Here is a 24,832-nt window from a genome sequence, read left to right on the forward strand (position 1 = left end):
CATCACAGGGTATGGAATGAATCGCTCACATTGGCCTGTCATCCTGTTTTGGGCTGGTTTCGCGCTATTTGTCACGGGTTTCATTTCCAGCGCGTTGTGGCGCGGGATCGCTGCCCAGCCCGTGGCGGGCTTCATCTGCCTGGTATTGATCTCGCTGGCGCTGGCGGCAGGCGTTCGCCGTGTCTTTCACTGCGCACGTGCCACGGCGACGCTGGTCGTCTGGTCATGTGCCGCGGTCTATTTTTCGGGTTTTGCATCCGTGTTGGGCGTTGCCCTGATCGCCGCGGCGGCCGTGGCCATCGGCAGCATCCTGATTCCGGCAGGTCGGGATGGTTCGAGTGCGCTGGGCATGCTCGTTGGCCTGGCGCTGTTTTGTGGAACAGTGGGCTGGCTTTTGCCCTTTCCGGTGCATTCGCGCCTGGTGTACGTGGTCGTGCTGGCCAGTGCGGTCGCGCTGCGTTGGCGGGCTGTCGTCTCGGCAGGCCGCTCCATCGGTGCCTCGTGGTCAACGGCGGTGGCGATGGCACCGCGGGCCTCATTTCTCACGATCATGTGCATCGGCCTTGCGTCGACCTGTGCCTGGCTGCCGACGCTGTCTTACGATGCGCTGGTTTATCACCTGGCGCTGCCTTCGCAACTGGCCCAGCTCGGTTATTACCAGATGAATGCCGGGTCCAATGTATGGGCGCTGGCACCGTGGGCGGCCGACGTGCTCCAGGGAATGGCGTGGGTGCTGGCTGGCGCGGAGTCGACGGGGGCAGTGAGCATCCTGTGGTTTGGCTTGACCCTGATCTTGCTGTGGCGGCTTGCCAGGGAGCTCGATCTCGCGCCATGGTTGTGCTGGATGGCGGTGGCCTTGTATGGCTCGCTGCCACTCGTTGCAGGGTTGCTTGTTTCCATGCAGACGGAAGGGCCGACAGCGGCGGTGCTGGTCGGCGTGGCTCTCGTGATCCAGAGCGTGAAGGCGCCGGAGCGCCGGCATCTGGTGGCGGTGGGCGTGCTGTTCGGCTTGCTGCTCGCGCTGAAGGTAAGCAACCTCATGTTTGCGGCCCCTTTGGGGCTGTGGCTGCTGTGGCGATGGCGCGGCCGCATGCCGTGGCGTGCCTTGCCGTTGACGCTATTGCTCGCGTGCGTCGTCGCGGGGTCGAGTTATGTGTACGCCTATGCGTTGACCGGCAACCCGGTGCTGCCCTTGTTCAACGGCTATTTCCATTCGCCGTTCTATCCGTGGGTCGACTTCCATGATCAGCGTTGGAATACCGGCCTGCCCTGGAATCTCCCCTGGTTGCTGGTGTTCGAGTCGTCGATCTACGACGAGGCGGGCAATGGCCTTGGGCCGTTTGTCCTGATCGCGCTGGGCGGCAACCTGCTTGCCGCCTTGTGCCGCAAGCGCAGCGTCGGGCTGGCGCTGGTTGCCTTGGCAGCGTTTGTTTTGCCGCTTACCCAGATCCAGTACCTTCGCTACGCCATGCCGGTTCTGGTATTGATGATCCCGGCCATGCTTTGCGGGATACGCTACGAATCCATCGATCCACGGCACCTGAAAGGTGTGGCGTTTGCGCTGTGCTCGGTGGTAATCGTCAGCCTCATGTTTGTTTCCAGTGCCACGTGGCAACTGAAAGGCGGCGCGTTGCTGAAGCTGCTGGGTGGCGGGCATGAGCGAGTCACTCGGCGTTATGCGGTGGAGCGTGATTTTTCCGATGCGATAAGGCATCGCTATGGCCAGCGTGCGCGGACGCTTCTGACCGATCCCGCACGGCCTTTTGCAGCCGATTTTGCCGGCCAGGGTTTTGTCACTGCCTGGTACGATCCGCAGTTGTCCGGGCTCGCCGCCAATGCAAGAGCCGTGGATACGGTCGCCGCGTGGAGCCGGTTGTTTGATCGCAGTGGTGCAAACCTCCTGCTCGTGTCCAGGGATGGTCTTTCTCCGGGAATGAAATCGGCTATCGACGCCTACCATGGCAAGTGCGTCCTCACTATGGAGGGTTCCCATTTGTGGGAGCTGCGTCGGCAATCGGAAGGAGGCATGGAGACAGCGTCCGCGGCCGGGTTGAACGCCGAAGCCGATAGGTGGAGCGGGCCTCTCCCCGCTGGTGCCACTGCGCAAGTGGACCTGGCCGCCCAGCGAGATCTGTCACGTCAGGCAAGGGATACGCTCGCTTTCTGGAGAAAGTGGGATCACGCGCGGGCCCCCGGCTCATGACGCTTGTCCGCCAGGGCTTGAGCTTCGTCGCCATCGGCGGGTGTCTGATCCTCGTTGACTGGCTTGTGTTCGTGGCACTTACGGCACTTGGCGTGGGGCCGATAGCCGCGAATCTCGCAGGTCGCATGGCGGGCGCAATCCTGGGCTTCCTGGCGAATGGGCGGATAACCTTCGGGGACGCTGGCGGTCCCCGTATCGGGTACCGTCGTTTCGTGCGTTATGTGTTGTTGTGGTTGTCACTCACCCTCGTCAGCACGAGCCTGATTGTCGTATGCGCCGAGTACCTGGGTTTGCAGCTCGCATGGTTGGCCAAGCCCATGGTCGAAGTTGCCCTCGCATTGGTGAGCTTTTCCGTTTCCCGCCACTGGGTGTACCGCTAGATGACCACGCAAGCCTCCCCGCGCATTGCCGTCGTGATTCCTTGTTATCGCGTAGCTGGGCAGGTGCTTGGCGTCATTGAGCGTATCGGCCCCGAGGTGGGCTGGATCATCGCCGTGGACGATGCCTGTCCGCAGAAGAGCGGTGACGTCATCGAGCAACACTGCCGCGATCCGCGGGTGACCGTGTTGCGGCATGCGGAAAACCTCGGTGTAGGTGGCGCGATGATCACGGGGTACAGGGCGTTGCGCACGCTCCCTGCCGATGTTGTCGTCAAGCTGGACGGCGATGGCCAGATGGACCCCGCGCTGATTCCGACGCTGGCGGAGCCGGTGCTTCGGGGGCGTGCGGACTATGTCAAGGGCAACCGGTTCTACCGTCTGTCCGGGGTTTCGGGTATGCCGCCCGTGCGCATGCTTGGCAACGCGGCACTGTCTTTCCTGACCAAGCTGTCATCGGGCTATTGGCAACTGTTCGATCCAACCAATGGGTTTACTGCGATACATCGGTTGCTGCTGTCCGAGATCGACTTCGACCGCATGGCGACGGGATATTTCTTCGAATCGGACTTTCTTCACCACCTCAATCAATTGCGCGCTGTGGTCGTGGAGATGCCGATGCGCTCGAGCTACGAGGGCGAACCATCCAGCCTTCGACCGATGAAGGTCATTGGGCCTTTTTTGCGTGGCAATCTGCGCAACACCCTTAGGAGGATCCTCTACAGTTACTTTCTGCGTGGCTTTTCGGCAGCCTCGCTCGAACTCCTGCTGGGCCTGCCGCTGTTCTTGTTTGGCCTCGTGTTCGGTATCTGGCACTGGTGCAACTCGGTCGCCGATAGCGTGCCGTCCACGGCGGGGACAGTCATGTTGGCGGCGCTTCCGTTGATTCTGGGTGCCCAGTTGATGCTCTCCTGGCTGAATTTTGATGTGGCGGCCGAGCCGCGCCATCCCGTTCACCCCCTTCTGTACGACAAGAACCGGAAATGAACGGTGCATCGAGCGCCGCCGTTTGCCACCTTCGTTTCATGCGCCCGCCAGCGGCCGGAGGTGTTCTCGATTCCTGCAGTTGTACAGCGCGAACTGTTCGCCGTTATTCTGCGTCGGCGTCCGATGCGTTCCGGCAGTCCGTGCGAACAACCTCGTTTCGAGTGGTTTGTTGCTTGTCCCGTTGCGGTTGCGTACGGACCAGTGCGGCTGCGCATCGCAGTGCGCATGCCGGGCATCGAGCGACTCGAGTGGTAGACGACAACGCGACATCAAGGGAGATTTCATGAATCCGATCACCGACCTCGACCTGCGCCGCGCCTCGCTGTGCCAGTTGTTGCACTGGCTGGCAGTGGGCCGCGTACAGCCGCAGGCGCTGGCCGACGCCTACCAGCAGGCGATCGAGCGGATCGACCCCGCGCTGCATGCCTATGTCGACCAGCGCTCGGGCCTGCTGCAGGACCAGGCACAACTGGCCGACCGGCGCCGCCGCGACGGCGTGATCGGGCGGCTGGATGGCATTCCGTTGGCACTGAAGGACAACTTCGACATCGCCGGCTGGCCGACCCGGGTCGGCTTGCCGGGTCGCGGCAAGCCGGTGCAGGAGGACGCGCACGTGGTGGCGCGGCTGCGTGCGTCCGGCGCGATCCTGCTGGGCAAGACCAACATGGACGAGGGTGCGCTGGGTGCCGTCACCGACAACCCGCACTTCGGCGCCACCCACAATCCGCACCGGCACGGCTACACCGCCGGCGGTTCCTCCGGCGGTGCGGCGGCCGCGGTGGCCGCGGGCCTGGCGGTGGCCGCGGTGGGTTCGGACAGCCTCGGCTCGATCCGCATCCCGGCCAGCTATTGCGGTGTGTATGCGCTGAAGCCCACGCACGGCGAGATTTCCGCGCGCGGCCTGGTGCCGGCGGCGCGCCGGCTCGACGCGGTCGGCCTGCTGGCGCGCAGCGCGGACGACCTCACCGTGCTGCTGCAGGTGCTGGCCGGTTACGACGCCGACGATGCGCGCTCGCGCCGGCGCCGGGTCGCGTTTGCGTTGCCGGACTGGGAGCCGGGCAACCTGCGCGCAGGCTTGCTGCCGGACCTGGCTGCGGTCGGCGTGCAGCCGGAAGTCATCGAGGTATTCGAGGCGGCCATGGCGAAGTTGCCGCACGCGCTGGGCGATCGCCGCACGGTCGACTTCGCCGACTGGGATTTCACGCGCACCCGCCGTGCCGGCCTGTTGCTGATGGAGGCGGAGATGCTTGGCACCTTTGCCGCGGACCTGGCGAGTGCCGAACATCCGGTATCGGAGCGCTTCCGCCGCATGCTCGGCTACGCCGCCGGCAAAGGCGCGGCCGACTACGCGGTGGCCGACCGCGTGCTCGATGCGGCCACGCTGAAGATGCGTCGGCTGTTCTCCCAGGTCGACGTGCTGGTGTTGCCGACCACGCCGCAGGGCGCGTTCCCGCTGGATGGCCCGGTGCCCGACTCGCAGGCCGACCTCACCAGCTTCGCCAGCCTGGCCGGTTGCCCGGCAGTGAGCCTGCCGATGGGCACGCTGCCGAACGGCCTGCCGGTGGGCCTGCAACTGGTGGGCGCACGCGGCTCGGACCTGCGCCTGCTGGAGCTGGCTTCGGTGTGTGCGGCCACGCTCGATGTCGAGCCGACGTATCCGGTGATCGCCTGAGGATCGCGTAACATGTCGGGCTGAACGCGGCGTTGGCTTGTCGCGACAAACTTTTTTCAAGTCTCCGATGGCATGACGACCGCATTCCCGCAATCGCGAACGCACCTCGACGAACTCGAGGCCGAAAGCATCCACATCTTCCGCGAGGTGCTGGCCGGCTTTCAGCGGCCGGTGATGCTGTATTCGATCGGCAAGGATTCCTCGGTGCTGTTGCACCTGCTGCGCAAGGCGTTTTTCCCGGCGCGTCCGCCGATGCCGTTGCTGCACGTCGACACGACCTGGAAATTCCGCGAGATGATCGCGTTCCGCGACCGGGTGGCGGCAGCCGGCGACGTGGAAGTGCTGGTGCACATCAACCAGGACGGCGTGCGCCAGGGCATTTCGCCGCTGACCCACGGCGCGACCGTGCACACCGACGTGATGAAGACCCAGGCGCTGAAGCAGGCGCTGGACCAGTACGGCTTCGATGCGGCGATCGGCGGCGCGCGGCGCGACGAGGAGAAGTCGCGCGCGAAGGAGCGCATCTTCTCCTTCCGCAACGCGCAGCATCGCTGGGACCCGCGCAACCAGCGGCCGGAGTTCTGGCACACCTTCAACACGCACATCCGCAAGGGCGAGAGCGTGCGGGTGTTCCCGCTGTCCAACTGGACCGAGATGGACGTGTGGTTGTACATCCAGCGCGAAGGCATCGAAGTGGTGCCGCTGTATTTCGCGAAGCCGCGCCCGGTGGTCGAGCGCGACGGCACGCTGATCATGGTCGACGACGAACGTTTCGTGCTGCGTGAGGGCGAGAGCGTGCAGATGCGCGGGGTGCGCTTCCGCACCCTGGGCTGCTACCCGCTGACCGGCGCGGTGGAATCCTCGGCCGACACGCTGGCGAAGGTGATCGAGGAGATGGCCAGCTCGCGCAGTTCGGAGCGGCAGGGCCGGGTGATCGATCAGGACCCGACCGCGTCGATGGAGCGCAAGAAGCAGGAGGGTTACTTCTGATGGCCGCGTCGACGGCACCGGGGCTGCTGCGCTTCATCACCTGCGGCAGCGTGGACGACGGCAAGAGCAGCCTGCTCGGGCGCCTGCTGTACGACGCCGGCATGCTGCCGGACGACCAGCTGGCCGCGCTGGCCCGCGACAGCCGCCGCCAGCATGGCGCCGGCAGCGACGTGCTCGACTTCGCCCTGCTCACCGACGGCCTGGACGCGGAGCGCCAGCAGGGCATCACCATCGACGTCGCCTACCGCTACTTCCACACCGCGCGGCGCAGCTTCATCGTGGCCGACTGCCCGGGGCACGAGCAGTACACCCGCAACATGGCCACCGGCGCCTCCAACGCCGAACTGGCGGTGGTGCTGGTCGACGCGCGCAAGGGCGTGCTGGCGCAGACGCGCCGGCATACCTATATATGTGCGCTGCTTGGGATTCGCCAGGTGGTGCTGGCGGTGAACAAGATGGACCTGGTCGATTGCGACCAGGCGATCTTCGAGGCGATCGCTGCGGAATACCGCGAGCTGGCGCAGAGCCTCGGCATCGGCGAAGTGCAGTGCCTGCCGGTGGTGGCACTGAGCGGCGATAACGTGGGCTCGCGTTCGCCGCGGATGCCCTGGTACACCGGCGCCAGCCTGCTCGAACTGCTGGAGGCGGCCGACGTCACGCCGTTCCGCGCCAGCGACTTCCGCATGCCGGTGCAGTGGGTGAACCGGCCGGACCAGGCGTTCCGCGGCTACGCCGGCACGGTCTGCGGCGGCCGCGTGGCCTGCGGCGACGAGATCGTGGTGCAGCCGGGCGGGCAGCGCGCGCGCGTCGGGCGCATCGTCAGCGCCGACGGCGACCTGCCTCAGGCGGTGGACGGCCAGGCGGTGACGCTGTGCCTGGACCGCGAGATCGACGTGAGCCGCGGCGACGTGATCGCCGACGCGCTGCGCCCGGCGCCGGTGGCCGACCAGTTCGCCTGTCATCTGTTGTGGGTGGGCGACGCGGCGCTGCTGCCGAACCGCACCTACTGGCTGAAGCTCGGCACGCGCACGGTCAACGCGCGGGTGATGTCGATCAAGTACAAGGTGGACGTCAACAGCCAGGCGAAGCTCGCCGCGCGCCAGCTCGCGCTGAATGAAGTGGGCTATTGCACGCTGGGTCTGGACGACGAGGTCGCGTTCGAGGCCTATGCGGACAACCGCACGCTCGGCGGCTTCATCCTGATCGATCGCCTGAGCAATGCCACGGTGGCGTGCGGCATGCTGGATTTCGCGCTGGGCCGCTCGGCCAACGTGCACTGGCAGCACGTCGACATCGACAAGGGCGTGCGCGCCGCCAGCAAGGGGCAACAGCCGCTGTGCCTGTGGTTCACCGGCCTGTCCGGCGCCGGCAAGTCCACCATCGCGAACCTGGTCGAACGCCGCCTGCACGCGCTGGGCTGCCACACCTACCTGCTCGATGGCGACAACGTGCGCCACGGCATCAACAAGGATCTCGGTTTCACTCCGGAGGATCGCGTCGAGAACATCCGCCGCATCGCCGAGGTGGCGCACCTGATGGTGGACGCGGGCCTGATCGTGCTGGTCAGCGCGATCTCGCCGTACCGCAGCGAGCGGCAATCGGCGCGCGAGTTGTTCGCGGCGGCGGAATTCATGGAAGTGTTCGTGGACACCTCGCTGGAGGAATGCGAGCGGCGCGATCCCAAGGGCCTTTATCGCAAGGCGCGCGCCGGCACGATCCGCAACTTCACCGGCATCGACGCACCGTACGAGCGGCCCGCGGCACCGGACCTCCACCTGCTGAGTACCGGGCAGCGCGCCGAGCAGCTGGCCGAACAGGTCGTGGCGCGGGTGCTGGCCGCGATCGACGGCCGCGCCGACGGCTGATGCCGCGGCGGCGTCGCCCGCGCACGGCTTGGATTGCCCGCTGCCGGCGGCGATAATGCGGAACTTTCCCCCGCAAGGCGCCGCCGCGATGACCGAGAAGACCATACTCAACGCCACCCACCGTGCGCTCGGCGCGCGCATGGTCGACTTCGGCGGCTGGGACATGCCGATCAACTACGGCTCGCAGATCGAGGAACACCACGCGGTGCGCCGCGACGCTGGCATGTTCGACGTCTCGCACATGACCGTGGTCGACCTGCACGGCGCGCGCACGCGGGAGTTCCTGCGCCACCTGCTGGCCAACAACATCGACAAGCTGAAGGTGCACGGCAAGGCGCTGTACTCGTGCATGCTGGACGAGCGCGGCGGGGTGATCGACGACCTGATCGTGTACTACCTCGGCGAGGAGTTCTTCCGGCTGGTCGTCAATGCCGGCACCCGCGCCAAGGACCTGGCCTGGATCGAGCGCCGGGCGAAGGCGTTCGACGTGCAGGTGAAGGAGCGCCCCGAGTTCGCCATGATCGCGGTGCAGGGCCCGAATGCGCGCGCCAAGGTGCTTGGCCTGCTGCATGAGGTCGACCGTCCGCGCATCGAGAAGCTCGGCAAGTTCAGTGCCGCCGCCGCGCAGGGTCCGCACGGCATGCCGCTGTTCGTGGCGCGCACCGGCTACACCGGCGAGGACGGTTTCGAGATCATCGTGCCGGCCGAACATGCCATCGCGCTGTGGGAGGCGCTGGCCGCCGCGGGCGTGGCGCCGGCCGGCCTCGGCGCGCGCGACACGCTGCGCCTGGAGGCGGGCATGAACCTGTACGGCCAGGACATGAACGAGAGCGTCACGCCGTGGGAGGCGAACCTGGGCTGGACCGTCGCGCTGGACGAGGGCCGCGACTTCATCGGTCGCGCCGCGCTGGAGCAGCAGAAGGCGGCCGGCGTGCCGCGCACGATGGTCGGCCTGGTGCTGGACGACAAGGGCGTGCTGCGCCACGGCCAGAAGGTGCTGACCGCGAACGGCGAGGGCGAGATCCTCTCCGGCAGTTTTGCGCCGACGCTGAACAAGGCGGTGGCGTTCGCGCGCATTCCGGTCGGCGAGCCGGGCGACGTGCGTGTCGACATCCGTGGTCGCGAGGTGCCGGTGCGTCTGGTGAAATATCCGTTCGTGCGCGACGGCAAGCCCTGCGAAGGGATCTGAGCCGCCGTCACGCCCGCGTACCGTCCGCGGTACATTCTTCCCGATGGCGGATGTAGCTAGAATCACCGCCTGTAACCCGACCCAACCAAACGACTGGACCCCGATCATGAGCGAGATTCCCGGCGATCTGAAATTCCTCAAGTCCCACGAGTGGGCCCGCGTCGAAGACGATGGCCTGGTCCGGGTGGGCATCTCCGACCACGCGCAGGATCAGCTCGGCGACCTGGTCTACGTGGAACTGCCGGAAGTCGGCTCCGCCGTGAAGGCGGGCACCGGTGCGGCCGTGGTGGAGTCGGTGAAGGCCGCTTCCGACATCTACTCGCCGGTTTCCGGCGAAGTCGTCGAGGTCAACGAGCTGCTCAACGACAAGCCCGAGACCATCAACGAGGATGCCTTCGGCGAAGGCTGGATCTTCCTGGTGCGCCCCAGCGACCGGGCCGAGCTCGACGAACTGCTCGACGCGAACGACTACGAAGAGCTGGTCGAGAACGAAGACCACTGAGTCATGCGCGACCATGCCTGACCTTGCCGGCCGCCCAGTGCGGCCGGCAGCGTTTTCGGGGATTGGAATACGTCGTCGCGTCGTGCATGCGGTCGCTCTTTTTTTCTGCACGCGTCATCGAGCGGAACCGGTTGTTCGGGGGAGAGCGTCGCGCAGTTCCTCCGATGAAATCGCGTCGATGTTCGTGCGGCGCATGCATGTCGCTGTCGGTGCAATCGCGCCCGAAGCGACGTCGCGTCATCGCCATCGACGGGGAGTGTCCGGTGGCGTCGCGCACCCCGCTCGCGCCGTCGCCGGGGTGCGAACGGGGCGGGCGGCAGATATTTTTCGCTTCCGCCGGAATGCGGGTTTGACCGGTTTCAGTCGTGTTCCGTTCATCTACTGGAAGCCCTTCGACGGCCTGGAATATGCCTCGCGCGAGCGATGCCTTGCGTGCTGATGTCTATTGCATTGCCGTGATGCGATTGCCTCGAAAGCGTTGTGCCGCAAGGGTTTTGGCGTGTAGTGTCGTTTTTTGTCGAAATAATATTTGGCCGTATGGACGTCCAATTGATAATGATAGCAATTGCCCCGAAAGCCTTGTCGTGGCGGGTCTGCGGCCGGTTTGGGGCGGGTTGGGGCGGGTTGATTTCATGACTGAAATCAATTGACAGCAGAAATCTTCGGGGATAGCTTTCGCAACAGATCACGGGGAATGCGTTTTATGGCAACAACGAAATTCATCAAGCCCTATGTCGAGCACGGTGAAAAGGCCAATGCAGTACGCAAGATCACCGTCTCGATTCCGCTGCATGTCCTGCGGCGGCTTTCTGATTTGCGCACCCACCGTCAAGTGAACAATCTTCGGCACGCTACCAACAGTGACGTGTTGGTCGAAGCGTTCCTGCACGCTTTTACTGGGCAACCACTGCCAACTGATGAGGAGCTGAGACGAACCATGGCCACTGCCAAGAAATCCGCTGCAAAGAAACCGGCCGCCAAGAAGGCCGCCGCCAAGAAACCCGCCGTGAAGAAGGCCGCCGCCAAGAAGCCGGTTGCCAAGAAGCCGGCCGCCAAGAAGGCTGCTGCCAGGAAGCCGGCCGCCAAGAAAGCTGCCGCCAAGAGGCCGGCAGCTGCCAAGAAAGCCGCTGTGAAGAAGGTCGCGAAGAAGGCTGCGCCGAAGAAGGCCGCCGCCAAGAAAGCTGCACCGGCCAAGGTGGTGAAGGCCACCAAGACCGCGAAAGCCAAAGCGAAGAAGTAAGGCGACAAGCAACACGACAAGCAACATTCCACAATAAGACAAGCAAGCCATCGACTTCTCTCCCCGCGGTGCCCAGCGCGGGGAGAGCACTTCGAGAAGATTCGTCCCGGCCTGGCCGGGACGCTTCGTTTCAGGGGTTGGAAAATCATCCCGCGGCCGCGCCTGGCGCGTACCCCTTCGAAGCCGGCCTTGTCCGCAATGTTTCCGGCGATCTCCACCGCTGCCCGGTGCCGCATCCCTGGACCAGATTCCGGCCCGCTACCGTGATTCCGCGCATGATTTGCCGTGCTGTGTCATTGGAGTTACCTTCTGCACATCCGCGCCGCGGTGAATCCGGGGGATTCACCGCTCCTGGATGGACAGGGGGAAAAAGCGCGGGTATCTGTCGACACTCAGTGAGAGACCATGGATACCCGATACATACTTGATACGCGCCGGCATGTGCGCGGGGCCGTTCAGCCCCTGATCATTGCCATCATCGCCATCTTCGTCCTGCTCGCCGTGGGCGCGTGGTTCCTGATCATCAAGCCGCACCAGGAGTTGGTCATGACCGACTCGGGCGGCCATCCGTCCACTCCGGTTTCCACCGCGACGCGGACGGCGCCGCCGCCGGCCAACGTGGCGGCGATGGATCTCAACCAGCTGCTGGCCGAGGCGCGCACCGCCATGAACGAGCAGCGTTACCTGGCGCCGACCGGCAACAATGCATTCGAGTTCTACCTGCGCGTGCTGGAAAAGGAGCCCGGCAACAAGGTGGCTTCCGATGCGTTGCGCGAGACGTTCCCGTTCGCGGCCACTTCGGCCGAGCAGGCGATCAACTCGCGCGACTTCAATGAAGCGCAACGCCAGATCGATCTGCTGGCGAAGGCCGATCCGGCCAACTTCACCTTGACCATCCTGCGTTCCAAGCTGGATGCCCAGCGCAAGACACTGGACAAGCAGCAGCAGCTGGCGCTGGAGCAGGAGAAGGCCACCCAGCTGGCGGCCACCCAGAAGGCTGCGGCGGACAAGTTGGTCGCGGATCAGCTGGCCGAGCAGCAGAAGGCCCAGCTGGCCGAGCAGCAGAAGGCGGAGCAGGCGCGCACGGCGCAACAGCCGCGTCAGCAGGCCTCGGCGAATCCGTCGGCGGCCGGTGGCGACAGTGCGGCGAATGCGGACAGTGGCAGCGCGGCCGGCACGACCACGGCGGTGCTGGTAAAGGGTGCCCCGGCGCGTTATCCCACGGCCGCCATGCGGGCACGCCAGGAAGGCTGGGTGCTGGTGTCGTTCACGGTCGACCCCGACGGAAAGACCAGCGGCGTGAAGGTGGTCGAATCGCAGCCGCGTCACGTCTTCGACCGTGCCGCCATCGACGCGGTGGAGCGCTACCGCTTCAACCCGGCGATGAAGGACGGCACGGCCGTTTCCAGCACCAAGCAGCAGCGGATCGAGTTCAAGCTCTGATCGTGGCGTGACTGCAGCAACCGGGCGGCGCATGTTTCGCATGCGCCGCCTTTCTTTTGGGCGGTTGCAGCCTGGAGATCGTGAACAGGCTCTTCAGCGGTGGCGCGGCGCGCGGCGTTGCACGCGCGGCTTGTGCTTCGGTTTCGGCTTCGCTGCCGTCGACCTGACGGCACCTTCGATGTCGGCCCAGTCCACGTGCTGCAGGCCCAGCAGGTCGTCGAACACCATCGGCATCAGTCCGCCGGGGATGGGGCCGGTGGAGTTCCACAGGGTGACCACGCCGGCGCGGTATTTCGGGAAGAAGCCGATCATGGTGCGATAGCCGGCCACCGCGCCGGCGTGATAGATCAGGGTTTCGCCGCCGTATTCATAGACCCGCCAGCCCAGCGCGTAGTACGCATCGGTCAGACGTCCGCGGCGCCAGGCGGTGGCATGCAGTTCGCTGGGCGTGGCGACGCCGGGAGCGTGCAGCATGTCCAGCAACGAGGTGGGCAGCACGTCCTGGCGGCCGCCCATCTGTGCGATCAGCCATTTCTCCATGTCACGCAGGCTGGCGTTGACGCCGGCTGCCGGCGCGACCCGGTAGTAGGTCTCGTTCGGCTCGAACGGTACCCAGCCGCGACTGGTGGCGCGGTGCGGACGCGCCCAGCTCTTGCTGGATTCCAGCGCGGCGCGGCCGTAGCTGGCGGTGGTCATGCCCAGCGGATAGAAGATGCGCTTGTCGACCTGGTGATAGAAGAAGTCGCCGGTACGCGCCAGGACCACGTCGCCGATCATGCTGAAGGCGACGTTCTGGTAGCCGTAGCACTGGCCGACGCCGCAGACCATGTCGACCTCGTCCAGCTTGCGCACCAGCTCTTCGTACGAAGTGTCGCCCTCGAGCATGTTGTCGTAGGTATTGCGCGGCAGGCCCAGCCGTTGCCCCAGGATGTCGCTGACCGTGGCCTGCGAGGCGGCCTGCATGTCCTTCAGCTTGAAGTACGGCAGCACGTCGACCAGCTTCGTATCCCAGCCCAGCTTGCCGTCGTCGATCAGCAGACCGGTGATGGCGGTGGCGAACGCCTTCGACAGCGAGGCGAGGCGGAACACGGTGTTCGGCGTGATCGGTTGTTTGGTGGAGGCATCGGCATAGCCGACGGTGCCCTCGTAGACCACCTTGCCGTCGATCACCACCGCGGTAGCCAGGCCGGCGACGGCGTCACGCTGGGCGATGCGGTTCAGCCAGCGCTGGTAGTCCGCGAGGGTCTGCTTGACGCGCATCGGCGGCAGTTCCTGCGGCACGTTGCCGACGCTGGCGGACAGCAGGGTTGGAGCCGGGGAAGCGGGTGGCGCGGCGGCGCAGAGCGGCGTGCAGGCCAGCCCCAGTACGCCCGTGATAAGCAAGAAGATCTTTTGAAACTGCATGGTATTCTGACGTGGTTCCGGCGTGGGGATGCGCCTCAGGGTGGAGAGTTTGACGATGGGCCTGATCATTTTTCTGATTGTCGTCGTTCTGATTGTCTTGTACTTCGTGGCGATCTACAACGGACTGGTCACCTCGCGCAACGGTTACAAGAACGCGTTTGCGCAGATCGACGTTCAGCTCACCCGGCGCCACGACCTGATTCCGAACCTGGTCGAAACGGCCAAGGGCTACCTTGCGCACGAGCGGGAAACGCTTGAGGCGGTGGTGCAGGCGCGCAACGCGGCGGTCAGCGGGCTGGCCGGTGCGAAGGCCAACCCGGGCGATCCGGCCGCGATGCAACAGCTGGCCAGCAGTGAAAATGCTTTGACCCAGACTCTGGGTCATTTGTTCGCGCTGCAGGAAGCGTATCCCGACCTGAAGGCGAACCAGACCATGATGCAGCTCTCCGAAGAGCTGACCTCCACGGAAAACCGGGTGGCGTTCGCGCGCCAGGCGTACAACGACTCGGTGCTGACCTACAACAACAAGCGCGAGGTCTTTCCCGCCTCGTTCGTGGCGAACGGCTTCGGCTTCGCCGCGGCCGAGCCGCTACAGATCGAGGATCCGGCCGTACGCGACGTGCCGAAGGTTTCCTTCAGCTGATCGCCGTGGCGTCGCGGCGCATGCCGTGGCGCAACCCGGGAGCTTCCATGGATTTCTTTGCGCAACAGGCGCGCGTGCGCGGCAGCAGCCGGCGGCTGGTGGTGTTGTTCGTGCTCGCGGTGGTGGCGATCGTGGTGGCGATCGACGCGGTGGTGTGGCTCGCCCTGGGCCATCATGCGGCCGACGGCGAGCCGGCCGCGTCGAACCTGCCGTTGCTGTTCGCCAGCAGCGTCGTGGTCGTCGCCGGGATCGGGCTCTGTTCGCTGTTCCGCATCATGAGCCTGTCCGGCGGCGGCAAGACCGTCGCCGAAAGCGTCGGTGCGGTGGTGGTGCCGCCGGATACCCGCGATCCGCAATTGCGGCAGCTGCGCAACGTGATCGAGGAAATTGCCATCGCGGCGGGCGTGCCGGTGCCGGACATCTACCTGATGGCCGACGAACCTGGCATCAACGCGTTCGCCGCCGGCTACTCCGCCTCCGACGCGGCGGTGTGCGTAACCCGGGGCTGCCTCGACAAGCTCAGCCGCGACGAGTTGCAGGGCGTGATCGCGCACGAGTTCAGCCATGTGCTGAATGGCGACATGCGGCTCAACATCCGCCTGATGGGTTTGCTGTTCGGCATCCTGGTGCTGGCGATCGTGGGGCGCCGGGTGATCTGGTTCGGCGGCAGCGGCAACCGTCGGGGCGGCGGCCAGGTGTGGCTGATCGGGTTGGCGCTGATCGTGGTCGGCTACATCGGTTATTTCTTCGGACGGCTGATCCAGGCCGCGGTGGCGCGTTCGCGCGAATCGCTGGCGGACGCTTCGGCCGTGCAGTTCACCCGCCAGACCGACGGCATCGCCGGCGCGTTGAAGAAGATCGCGATCTTCGCCGAAGGCTCCACCCTGCAGGTGGCGAACAAGCAGGAAGTGGCGCACATGCTGTTCGGCGAAGCGGGCAAGTTCAGCGCGCTGTTCGCCACCCACCCGCCGCTGCTGCAACGCATCCGCGCGCTGCAGCCCGGTTTTCGCGAAGAGGAACTGGCCTCGCTGGCCGCTACGCTGCAGCGCCCGACGGCCGCAGCGCCGGCCACCCCGGTCGCCGGCAAGCCGGCGGCGCCGCAAGGCGTTGTGCCGGGCATGGCCATGCCGCCCGTGCTGTCCGCTGTGCTGTCCGGTGGTGCTGCCGTCGGCAGCAGGGCATCGGCGCCCCGCTTTCAACGTGCGGCCTCGGTGCGTCAGGCCATGCCGTCTGCGCTGACCGCGGCCGCGCAGCAGCCCGAGTCCGCGCTGGCCGTGGTGCTGGCGTTGGCCACGTCGACTGAAGCAACGCTGCAACCGGCGCAGCGACGGATCGTTGCCGATGCTTTCGGCGATGATGTGCTGCAAACCGTGCAGACGTTCAGTGGCGAAGTGGCGCGGCTTCCGCCGATCGCACGCCTGCCGCTGGCCTCGCTGGCGTTTCCCGCGTTGAAGCAGTTGTCGGAAGGACGTCGGCAGACCTTGCTGGTCGCGCTCGATGCGCTGGTCAAGGCCGATGGCAGGGTCGATCTGAATGAGTATTGCCTTGCGCGGCTGCTGCGTCTGCAGCTCAAGGAGGCCAGCCAGCCTCGGCGTGCGCCGGTCGATGGGCTGAAGAAACTCCCGGCCTGCCGCGACAGCCTGATCCTGGTTTGCGCCATCGTCGCGTCAGGCGGCTGTTCCGACGAGGCGAGCGCCCGCCGTGCCTGGCTCGTGGCAATGCAGCAGGCCTTCCCGGGGGAGGCGATCGCATGGACGCCACCGCCGGCGGCGTGGCAGGCGCCGTTCGAACGTGCGCTGGACGATCTGGATGGACTGCTACCGGTGGCCAAGGAACTGGTGATCCGGAGCCTGGTCGGCGCGATTCACGCCGACGGCGCGGTCAGCGTGGAAGAGGCGGAATTGCTGCGCGTGATCTGCGCCAGCCTGCATTGCCCGCTGCCGATGTAGCGACCACCTTGTGGACAAGGTGCGCTGCCGACCGGGTTACGCTTCGCCCAGGAGCAACGCGCTGGCGCGCTCGGCGAGCATGATCGTGGGTGCGTTAGTGTTGCCGGTAGGCAGACTGGGCATCACCGAGGCGTCGACCACGCGCAGGCCGTCCACGCCGCGCACGCGCAGCTCGCTGTCGACCACCGCGCGGTCGTCGCGGCCCATGCGGCAGGTGCCGACCGGGTGATAGATGGTTTCCGCCTTGCGCCGGATGAAGTCGGCGTACTCGGCATCGGTGCCGATCCGGCGTTCGGGAAATACCGGCGCGCCGCGGAACGGCGCGAACGCGGCCTGGTCGAGGATCTCGCGCGACAGCCGCGCGGCCTCGATCATCATCTTCATGTCGTGGCCTTCCGGGTCGCTCAGGTAATCGGCGTGGATCGCGATCGGCTGCGTCGGGTCGGCCGAGTGCAGGCGCAGCCGGCCGCGGCTGCGCGGATGCAGGTAGCACGCATGCAGCGTGTAGCCGTATCCGGGCAGGCGATGGCGGCCGTGGTCGTCGAGCAGCGCGGGCACGAAGTGGAACTGCAGGTCGCAGCGCGCGTCGGCGGCGAAGCGGCTGCGCACGAAACCGCCGGCCTCGGCCACGTTGGAACTGCCCGGTCCGTCGCGGTGACGCAGCCAGCGCAGGCCGGCGGACAGTTCGTTGAGGTGGTCGTAGCTGACCTTGCCCGGGTTGGCGTCGAGCGTGCAGATGTCCAGGTGGTCCTGCAGATTGGCGCCAACGTCGGGCGCGTCGGCAGTCACCGCGATGCCGTGTTCGCGCAGATGGTCGGCGGAGCCGAGTCCGGACAGCATCAGCAGTTGCGGCGTGTTGATCGCGCCAGCCGCGAGGATCACCTCGCCGGCCTCGATCCGCTCGGCGTCGTGCCGGCCGCGGCGCAACTGCACGCCGACGGCGCGGCCTTGCTCGATCAGCACGCGCTCGACCAGCGCATGCGTGCGTATATGCAGGTTTTCGCGCGGACGCGCGGGCTTCAGGAACGCCGTTGCGCTGGAACAGCGCGCGCCGTTGCGCTGGGTTACCTGGTACAGCCCGAAGCCGGCCTGCTGCTCGCCGTTGAAGTCGTCGTTGCGCGGGAAGCCGGCGCTGTCGGCCGCGTCGATCAGGGCTTCCGACAGCACGTTGTGATGGCGCAGGTCGGAGACGCCGAGCGGGCCGCCCGTGCCGTGCAGCGCGCTGGCGCCGCGGCTGTTGTCCTCGCTGCGCAGGAACCACGGCAGCACCTCGCGCCATGACCAGCGCGGATCGCCGCTGGCCTCGGCCCAGCGGTCGTAATCGGCCGCCACGCCGCGGATGTAGCACATCGCGTTGATCGCGCTGGAGCCGCCCAGGGTGCGCCCGCGCGGCCACCACAGGCGGCGCTGGTCGAGCGCGGGTTCCGCTTCGGTGCGGTAGTTCCAGTTGAGCGTACGGTTGGTGGCCAGCCGGGCGATGCCGGCGGGCATGTGGATCAGCGGGTTCCAGTCCGCGGGACCGGCTTCGAGCATCAGCACCCGATTGGCGGGATTGGCACTGAGCCGGTTGGCCAGCACGCAGCCGGCCGAGCCGGCGCCGACGATGACGTAGTCGTAGTGGTTCAAGGCTTCCCCCGAGCTTCGCTGGATGGACATGGCCGCATGCTAGGCTTGCCGCGCCCCACGCTGGATGTGCCCGTGAGTTTGCCCCGCCAAGCCGTTGTGGAACAAGCCGCCGCGCCGATGCTGTCCGCGTTGGCGTTCTTCTTCGTGATGACCTCGTACTACATCATCCGGCCGGTCGGGAATCAGCTGAGCGGTGCGGTGGGCTCGCAGTCGCTGCCGCTGTTCTACGGTGCGGTGTTCGTGGTGATGCTGCTGCTGACGCCGGTGTTCGGCCTGCTGGTGGCGCGCTTTCCGCGCCGGCAGTTGCTCGGCTGGAGCTACAGCTTCTTCATCCTGTGCCTGCTCGCGTTCGTGCCCGCGTTCATGGCGCAGGAGCGCATCGGCGCGCGCGAACTGGGCGTGGTGTTCTTCGTCTGGATCAGCGTGTTCAACCTGTTCGTGGTGTCGCTGTTCTGGAGCTTCATGGCCGACATCTTCAACAGCGGCAACGCGCGCCAGGTATTTTCGCTGATCGCGCTGGGCGGCATGGGCGGCGCGATCTTCGGCCCGCTGGTGACCAAGCTGCTGGTGCAGCTGATCGGCGTGGCGCCTTTGCTGCTGGTCTCCGCGCTGGCGTTGTCGCTGTCGCTGGCGTTGCTGCTGCGGCTCTCCGCGCAGCATGACCGGCAGCCGGGCAGTCATGGCGAGGAGGCCATCGGCGGCTCGCTGTGGGCCGGCATCAGGGAGCTGTGGTCGCGCCCGTTCCTGCGCTACATGGCCTTGCTGATGCTGTTCGGCGACGGCATCGGCACGCTGGCCTATGCGCTGGTGGCTGACTACGCGAAGGCGCATTTCACCGATACCGTGGCGCGTACGGCGTTCTACAACGACCTCGACCTGGCCACCAACCTGCTCGGCGCGCTGCTGCAGCTGAGCCTGACCCGCTGGCTGCTGATCCGCCATGGCGCCGGTTGGGGTTTGCTGTTGCCCGCGCTGGTGAACGTGGTGCTGCTGGCAGGCGTGGCCTTGATCGGCGGCGGCAATCTGCTGCTGCTTGGTTACAGCGTGCCGCTGCTGGCGCTGATGAGCGTGATCACGCGTGGTTTCGCCTACGGCATGACCAAGCCGGCGGTGGATGCGCTGTATACGCGGGTGCCGCGCGAGACGCGCTACAAGGGCAAGAATTTCGTCGAGACGGCGGTGTGGCGCTTCGGTGACGTGGTGGTGACCAGCGCGGTGAGCGGCTTGCGCGGGCTGGGCTGGGGCATCGGCGGCCTGGCCCTGGCCGGTGTCGGCGTCGCCACGCTGGCGGCGATGGTGGCCCGGCGTGCCGGCTGGTCGCCGGACCTGGCGCCGGACGAACACGCACCCGTCGTCGGGGATGCGAAAGCCCCGGTTTGAGTCGATGGCTTTTCCGAATCCCGAATCCCGGCCTAGCTGGTGATGTAGCGCTGCAGGTGCTCGATCTGCTCGGCCTGCGCGTCGATCACCGCCTTGACCAGGTCGCCGATCGAGATCACCCCGACCACCTTGCCGTCCTGTACCACCGGCAGGTGGCGGATGCGGCTGTCGGTGCACAGGCGCATGCAGTCGAACACGTCGGTATCCGGGCCGACGGTCAGCGGGTTGCTGCTCATGATGTCGGACACGGCAGTCTGCGACGAGGAACGGCCCTGCAGGATCACCTTGCGCGCGTAGTCGCGTTCGGACATGACGCCGACCAGCTGCTCGCCGTGCATCACCAGCAGCGCGCCGATCCGATGCTCGGCCATGTGCTTGATCGCCTCGAGTACGGGCGCATCCGGTGCAATGCTGTAGATCGCGTTGCCCTTGCCTTGCAGCAGATGTTTGACCTGGCTCATGCTTGGGTCCCCCACCGGCCCGGGCGGGCCGTCTGGGCTTGAGTCTAGCGCCGCCGTCGCGCCGGCGTGTAGTGAAGTTGTGAATCCGCGCAGCGGGTCAGTGCGGGGCGCGCGGCGGCACGCGGCCCTCGATATAGGCGGGCCCGCCGAGCTGGTACATCTGTCGCTGAATCCAGTTCGCGCGGCGTTGCACGTAGGCGCTGGGCCGGTCCGCATGCAGGCGCCGCGGGCTCGGCAGCACCGCGGCCAGGCGGGCGGCCTGGGCCGGTCCGAGCCGCGCCGGCGTGGTGTGGAAGTACGCCTCGCTGGCTGCGCCCACGCCATAGATGCCGTTGCCCAGCTCGGCGATGTTCATGTACACCTCGAGGATGCGCTGCTTCGGCCAAGTCAGTTCGATCAGCACGGTGAAGTACGCCTCCAGCCCCTTGCGCACGAAGCTGCGGCCGTTCCACAGGAACAGGTTCTTGGCGGTCTGCTGGCTGATCGTGCTGGCGCCGCGCAGGCGCCTGCCGTCGTCGGCCGCGTCGAGTGCGTCCTGGATGGAGTCGAGGTCGAAGCCGTGGTGATAGGGAAACTTCTGGTCTTCGCCGGCCACCATCGCCAGCGGCACCCAGGCCGACACCTGCGTCCACGGCACCCAGTGCTGGCGCAGCCGGAAGTCCTTCTCGCCGTGGATCCACGCGCCGAGCTGGCGCTGCATCATCACCGCCGACGTCCACGGCGGCACGAAGCGCAGCACCAGCACCACCAGCCAGCTCAGCGCCAGCCAGGCGAGCAGCAGGATCGCCAGCGCACGCAACAGACGAACCAGCGGGACGCGGCGGAACGGAGAGGGCATGGCGGTACGCGTGGGAAGATGCGGGCAGTATAAGGGGCGTTGTCCGGATGCCGTCGCGCCCCCATCTGTCGCACTTGCCCTCAACGAGACCATCCGCCGTGGAAAACCTGCCTGTCGAAGACGTACTGCATCGCTTCCTGCTGGAACGCGCAGGCGTGCGCGGTGCCCTGGTGCGGCTGGGGCCGGCCTGGCGCGAAGTGGCTGGTCGCGCCGATTATCCGCCGGCGCTGCACGCCCTGCTGGGCGAGGCGCTGGCCGCCAGCGCGCTGCTGACCGGCAGCATCAAGCTGGACGGCACGCTGTCGATCGAGCTGAAGAGTTCGGACGCGTTGCGCCTGCTGTTTGCCGAGTGCAGCGACCAGGGCCGCCTGCGCGGGCTGGCGCGCTGGAACGAACCGCTATCCGAACCGCTGGCGCTGGATGCACTGGCCGACGCGATCATGGCGATCACCATCGGCAACGTGGATCGCGGCCAGCGTTACCAGGGCCTGGTCGACCTGCAGCACGCCGACCTGGCCGGTTCGCTGGAAGACTATTTCGTGCAGTCCGAACAATTGCCGGCGCGGATCCTGCTGGCCGCCGACGGCGAACATGCGGTTGGCCTGATGCTGCAGAAGATGCCGGGCGAAGGCGGCCGCGATGCCGTGCGGGACGACGACGCGTGGAATCGCGTGGTGCACCTGACCGCCACGCTGGGCGCGCAGGAACTGCTGGCCATCGCGCCGGAGCAGTTGCTGTATCGGCTCTACCACGAGGAGTCGGTGCGCCTGTTCGAACCGCGCCCGCTGGCGTTCGGCTGCAGCTGCAGCCGCGAGCGGGTCACGTCGATGCTGCGCTCGCTCGGGCGCGACGAGGTGGAGGCGGCGCTGGTCGCCCGCGGCGACGAGATCGAGGTGGTCTGCGAGTTCTGCGCACAGCGCTATCACTTCGACCGCATCGATGCCGAGCACCTGCTCAGCGAGAGCGCGGCACCCGGTGCGCCGGGCACGCCGCAGTGAGACGAGGACGTTCGGTCAGGCCAGCAACAGTGGCCGGTCTGCGCTGAGCCAGGTGCCGGCGGGCTGCGGTTCGGCGAACAGGAAGCCCTGGCCGTAGCGGCAGCCGACGCGCAGCAGCGCCTGCCGCTGCGACTCTTCCTCGATGCCTTCGGCGATCACCTTCATCCGCAGCGAGTCGGCCAGTACCTGGATCGCGCGCACCAGCGCCAGGCCTTGCGTCTCGGCGTCGTCGGGCGGCAGTTCGGTGATGAACGAGCGGTCGATCTTCAGCGTCTCGAACGGGTACTGGTGCAGGTAGCTGAGCGAGGAATAGCCGGTGCCGAAGTCGTCCAGCGCGATGCCGACGCCGTGGCTGCGCAGGTTCTGCAGCATCTGCTTGACCTGGGTCGGGTTCTCCAGCAACGCGTGCTCGGTGACCTCGATGCGGATGCAGCGCGTCGGCACGGCGTACTGGTCGAACAGTGCCAGCAGCCGCTGGTCGAGGTCGGCCGAGCGGAAGTGCCGGCCGGACACGTTGATGCTGATGAAGCCCTCGGTGCCGATCAGCCGCACCGCCTGGGTGCACACCTGTTCGAAGATCTGCCAGTCGATTGCCTCGGCACAGCCGCACTCCTCGGCGATCAGCAGGAAGTCGTTCGGCGCCAGCAGGCCGCGCTCCGGGTGGTGCCAGCGCAGCAACGCCTCGTAGCCGGTGACGCGGCCGTCGGCCAGTTCCACGATCGGCTGGTAGAACGGCTCGAACTCGTTGCGACTGAGCGCGTGGCGCAGGTCGCTCTCCATGTCCAGCAGCGACAGCGCCTCGCGGCGCAGGCGGTCGTCGAACATCGCCGCGCGATGGCGGCCGCCGTCCTTCGCGTTGTACATCGCCGCGTCGGCGTCGCGCAGCAATTCCTCGGGCTGGCGGTAATGCGGGCTGGACAGGGCGATGCCGATCGAGGCGGAGGTGAAGATCTCCTTGGTGCCGAGCCGGAACGGCGTCTGCAGTTCGCTGATGATGCGCTCGGCGATCAGGGTTGCCTTGTTGGTCTCGACGATGCCTTCCAGCAGCACCGCGAATTCGTCGCCGCCCAGGCGCGCGACCACGTCGCGCGTCTTCAGGCAGGCGCGGATGCGGCCGCCGACCTGGAACAGCAGGTCGTCGCCGACCAGGTGACCGACCGAGTCGTTGATCACCTTGAACCGGTCCAGGTCGATGAACAGCACGGCGAACTGTTCGTTCGGGTTCGCGACATAGCGCTGCATCGCCTGTTCCAGCCTTTGCAGCAGCAGGGTGCGGTTCGGCAGGCCGGTTAGCGAGTCGTGCAGGGTCTCGTATTTCAGCCGGCGCTCGACGCGCTCGCGCTCGGCGATCTGTTCGCGCAGGTCGCGATTGGCCAGCGCCAGCGCGCGGGTGCGCTCGGTGACGCGGCGCTCCAGCCCGGCGTAGGCGTGTTTCAGCGACGCCGCGGCCTGCTTGCGCTGCAGCGCGTTGGCGATGTGGTAGCTGACGAAGGTCAGCAGCTCCTGGTCGCGCTCGTTGTAGGTGTGCTCGGGCGAGTAGCTTTGCAGCGCCAGCACGCCCATCGCCTTGCCGCCCCAGATCAGCGGCACGCCGAGCCAGCACACCGAGCGTGCGCCGAAGTGGCTGATCTCGCCCAGCGCGCTGAGCCGGTCGATTTCCACCGGCGTGGCCAGCAGCGGCATGGCGTGGCGCAGCACGTACTCGGTGGCACCGCGGCCATGCGCGCGCGGCGGGCGCACGCTGTCCACATCGTCCACCGAATAGGGGAAGGTGAGGTGGCCGTTCTCTTCGTCGACCAGCGCGATGTAGAAGTTGCGCGCGTACAGCAGGCCGCTGATCACCTGGTGCATGGCGGCGTAGAACTTGTCCAGGCTGTCCGAGGTGTTGGCCAGCTCGGCGATGCGGAACAGCGCCGCCTGCAGGCGCTCGCCGCGTTGGCGCTGCAGCACCTGCTGGCGCAGCACGCGGTTCGCCTCGCGTAGCGCGGCGGTGCGGTCGGTTACCCGGCGTCCCAGCTCGATGTGCGCCTCGCGCCGCTCCAGCGCGGTCTGCACGTGCTGGGCCACGTAGTTCAGCAGTTCCAGGTCGTGCCGCGAGTAGTGGGTGTCGGCGCGGTAGCTCTGCATCACGATGCCGCCGACGACGCGGCCGGCACGCAGCAGCGGCGCACCCAGCCAGTGCTCGCAACTGGGGCCGATCGGCACGAAGCGGTCGCCGAACTGCTGCCGCAGTTCCTCGAACGAGCCCATCAGCGGGCGGCCTTCCTGCAGCAGGTTCCAGGTCAGGCTGTGCAGCATGTCGTGCAGCGGCAGGCTCTGGTCCGGCGGCGGCGGGTCGGTATCGGCGATGTCGACGTAATAGGGAAAGCGGACGGTATCGGTGGCCGCGTCGTACAGCACGATGTAGAAGTTTTCCGCGTACATCAGGCTGCCGACGATGGCGTGCAGCGAGCGCATCATCTCGGGCATGTCGTGCTCGGCGCCGGCCTGCTCGGCGATCGCGTAGAGCGCGCGTTGCAGCCGTTCGGCCAGGGCCAGGCGCGAGATCGCCTCGTACAGGCGGCTGGTCTCGGCCAGCTGACGCAGGCGGATGTCGGCCAGCCGGCCCAGCCAGTCCAGTCGGTCGCGCGCGACCTCGGACAGCGGCAGGTCGGCCCATTCGAGCATCAGGGTGCGCGGGCCTTGCGGATCTTCCGCCAGGTCCAGTTGCCCGGCCAGGTGGGCGGGTTGTTCGTCCATGCGTCGCCAGCGCAACCGGCCATGGATGTCGAAGTTGCCCAGCATGAGTTCGCAGACTTCCATCACGCCGGCGGCGTCGGGCGCCTCGAACAGCCGTTCCACCGCCGCGTGCAGGGCCGCAAGATCCCGAGCCACCGGTGGTGGTTGGGATGAACGGGTCGTCGGCGTGGCGCTCATTGGGCTGGGACTGTTTCCGGGGCAACCTGACTGGATCGATGTGGCATGCCTTTATATCGTGTAAGTCTGTTTCCTCGCCAGTTTCCGGGGATGGGAACCCGCGGATGAGGGTGGGGTCAAAATGGGGATCGAACCCTGCCGTTTTGTGC

20 protein-coding genes are annotated in these 24,832 nt (G+C 66.7%); 14 read left to right on the forward strand and 6 right to left on the reverse strand.

Annotated elements, in window-relative coordinates:
• Window positions 1-16: 16 nt before the first annotated feature.
• The 8 genes from ASG75_RS11990 (at window position 17) to gcvH (ending at window position 9,785) form a co-directional block, all read left to right on the forward strand.
• A complete protein-coding gene (locus ASG75_RS11990; RefSeq protein WP_157616968.1) occupies window positions 17-2,203 on the forward strand; it encodes a hypothetical protein in 2,187 nt (728 codons plus the stop codon).
• Complete coding sequence (locus ASG75_RS11995) at window positions 2,200-2,583, forward strand: GtrA family protein (RefSeq protein ID WP_056389579.1); 384 nt, start codon at window positions 2,200-2,202, stop codon at window positions 2,581-2,583. The genes ASG75_RS11990 and ASG75_RS11995 overlap by 4 nt, the downstream gene beginning before the upstream one ends.
• Window positions 2,584-3,567, forward strand: coding sequence for a glycosyltransferase family 2 protein (locus ASG75_RS12000; RefSeq protein WP_056389582.1), 984 nt, complete (start codon window positions 2,584-2,586; stop codon window positions 3,565-3,567).
• A 283-nt stretch (window positions 3,568-3,850) separates the two neighbouring features.
• Complete coding sequence (locus tag ASG75_RS12005; RefSeq protein ID WP_056389584.1) at window positions 3,851-5,239, forward strand: amidase; 1,389 nt, start codon at window positions 3,851-3,853, stop codon at window positions 5,237-5,239.
• A 72-nt stretch (window positions 5,240-5,311) separates the two neighbouring features.
• Window positions 5,312-6,229 (forward strand): sulfate adenylyltransferase subunit CysD, encoded by a 918-nt coding sequence (gene cysD, locus ASG75_RS12010; protein WP_056389588.1) that lies wholly within the window; start codon window positions 5,312-5,314, stop codon window positions 6,227-6,229.
• Complete coding sequence (cysC, locus tag ASG75_RS12015; protein WP_056389591.1) at window positions 6,229-8,094, forward strand: adenylyl-sulfate kinase; 1,866 nt, start codon at window positions 6,229-6,231, stop codon at window positions 8,092-8,094. The genes cysD and cysC overlap by 1 nt, the downstream gene beginning before the upstream one ends.
• An 88-nt stretch (window positions 8,095-8,182) precedes the next feature.
• The gene (gcvT, locus tag ASG75_RS12020; protein ID WP_056389593.1) at window positions 8,183-9,283 is read left to right on the forward strand and encodes a glycine cleavage system aminomethyltransferase GcvT; all 1,101 of its coding nucleotides are present in this window, start codon (window positions 8,183-8,185) and stop codon (window positions 9,281-9,283) included.
• Between the two features lie 106 nt (window positions 9,284-9,389).
• Window positions 9,390-9,785, forward strand: a complete 396-nt coding sequence (gcvH, locus tag ASG75_RS12025; RefSeq protein ID WP_056389596.1) for a glycine cleavage system protein GcvH — start codon at window positions 9,390-9,392, stop codon at window positions 9,783-9,785.
• A 1-nt stretch (window position 9,786) separates the two neighbouring features.
• Here the strand turns inward: gcvH and ASG75_RS16475 are convergent, their stop codons facing one another.
• A complete protein-coding gene (locus ASG75_RS16475) occupies window positions 9,787-10,062 on the reverse strand; it encodes a hypothetical protein (protein WP_162253109.1) in 276 nt (91 codons plus the stop codon).
• Between the two features lie 426 nt (window positions 10,063-10,488).
• On the opposite strand from ASG75_RS16475, the gene metJ reads away from it, so the two are divergent.
• Both metJ and ASG75_RS12035 read left to right on the forward strand, forming a co-directional pair.
• Window positions 10,489-11,025, forward strand: a complete 537-nt coding sequence (gene metJ / locus ASG75_RS16740; protein WP_082547597.1) for a met regulon transcriptional regulator MetJ — start codon at window positions 10,489-10,491, stop codon at window positions 11,023-11,025.
• 405 nt (window positions 11,026-11,430) lie between these two features.
• Window positions 11,431-12,468 carry an energy transducer TonB gene (locus tag ASG75_RS12035; RefSeq protein ID WP_056389601.1) on the forward strand — a complete coding sequence of 346 codons (1,038 nt, stop codon included), beginning with the start codon at window positions 11,431-11,433 and terminating at the stop codon, window positions 12,466-12,468.
• 93 nt (window positions 12,469-12,561) lie between these two features.
• Here ASG75_RS12035 and ASG75_RS12040 read toward each other — a convergent pair whose 3' ends face one another.
• Window positions 12,562-13,872, reverse strand: a complete 1,311-nt coding sequence (locus ASG75_RS12040) for a serine hydrolase domain-containing protein (RefSeq protein ID WP_056389603.1) — start codon at window positions 13,870-13,872, stop codon at window positions 12,562-12,564.
• A 55-nt stretch (window positions 13,873-13,927) separates the two neighbouring features.
• Between ASG75_RS12040 and ASG75_RS12045 the strand changes: the two genes are divergently transcribed.
• Together ASG75_RS12045 and ASG75_RS12050 are read left to right on the forward strand one after the other, a co-directional pair.
• Window positions 13,928-14,515, forward strand: a complete 588-nt coding sequence (locus ASG75_RS12045; protein WP_056389608.1) for a LemA family protein — start codon at window positions 13,928-13,930, stop codon at window positions 14,513-14,515.
• 47 nt (window positions 14,516-14,562) lie between these two features.
• Window positions 14,563-16,464, forward strand: coding sequence for a M48 family metallopeptidase (locus ASG75_RS12050; RefSeq protein ID WP_056389613.1), 1,902 nt, complete (start codon window positions 14,563-14,565; stop codon window positions 16,462-16,464).
• Between the two features lie 36 nt (window positions 16,465-16,500).
• Here the strand turns inward: ASG75_RS12050 and ASG75_RS12055 are convergent, their stop codons facing one another.
• A complete protein-coding gene (locus tag ASG75_RS12055) occupies window positions 16,501-18,120 on the reverse strand; it encodes a choline dehydrogenase (RefSeq protein ID WP_056389615.1) in 1,620 nt (539 codons plus the stop codon).
• Window positions 18,121-18,207: 87 nt separating this feature from the next.
• Between ASG75_RS12055 and ASG75_RS12060 the strand changes: the two genes are divergently transcribed.
• Window positions 18,208-19,470, forward strand: coding sequence for an MFS transporter (locus ASG75_RS12060; protein ID WP_056390620.1), 1,263 nt, complete (start codon window positions 18,208-18,210; stop codon window positions 19,468-19,470).
• Between the two features lie 32 nt (window positions 19,471-19,502).
• Here the strand turns inward: ASG75_RS12060 and ASG75_RS12065 are convergent, their stop codons facing one another.
• Window positions 19,503-19,931: a CBS domain-containing protein gene (locus ASG75_RS12065; RefSeq protein ID WP_056389618.1), complete on the reverse strand. Its 429-nt coding sequence runs from the start codon at window positions 19,929-19,931 to the stop codon at window positions 19,503-19,505.
• A gap of 97 nt (window positions 19,932-20,028) precedes the next feature.
• The gene (gene mtgA / locus ASG75_RS12070) at window positions 20,029-20,769 is read right to left on the reverse strand and encodes a monofunctional biosynthetic peptidoglycan transglycosylase (protein WP_056389623.1); all 741 of its coding nucleotides are present in this window, start codon (window positions 20,767-20,769) and stop codon (window positions 20,029-20,031) included.
• Between the two features lie 98 nt (window positions 20,770-20,867).
• On the opposite strand from mtgA, the gene ASG75_RS12075 reads away from it, so the two are divergent.
• Window positions 20,868-21,767 (forward strand): Hsp33 family molecular chaperone HslO, encoded by a 900-nt coding sequence (locus tag ASG75_RS12075; protein ID WP_056389626.1) that lies wholly within the window; start codon window positions 20,868-20,870, stop codon window positions 21,765-21,767.
• Between the two features lie 15 nt (window positions 21,768-21,782).
• On the opposite strand, the gene ASG75_RS12080 is transcribed toward ASG75_RS12075, so the two are convergent.
• Window positions 21,783-24,683 carry an EAL domain-containing protein gene (locus ASG75_RS12080; protein ID WP_056389629.1) on the reverse strand — a complete coding sequence of 967 codons (2,901 nt, stop codon included), beginning with the start codon at window positions 24,681-24,683 and terminating at the stop codon, window positions 21,783-21,785.
• Window positions 24,684-24,832 lie beyond the last annotated feature (149 nt).

This window comes from Rhodanobacter sp. Soil772, from assembly GCF_001428385.1.
Lineage (GTDB): Bacteria > Pseudomonadota > Gammaproteobacteria > Xanthomonadales > Rhodanobacteraceae > Rhodanobacter.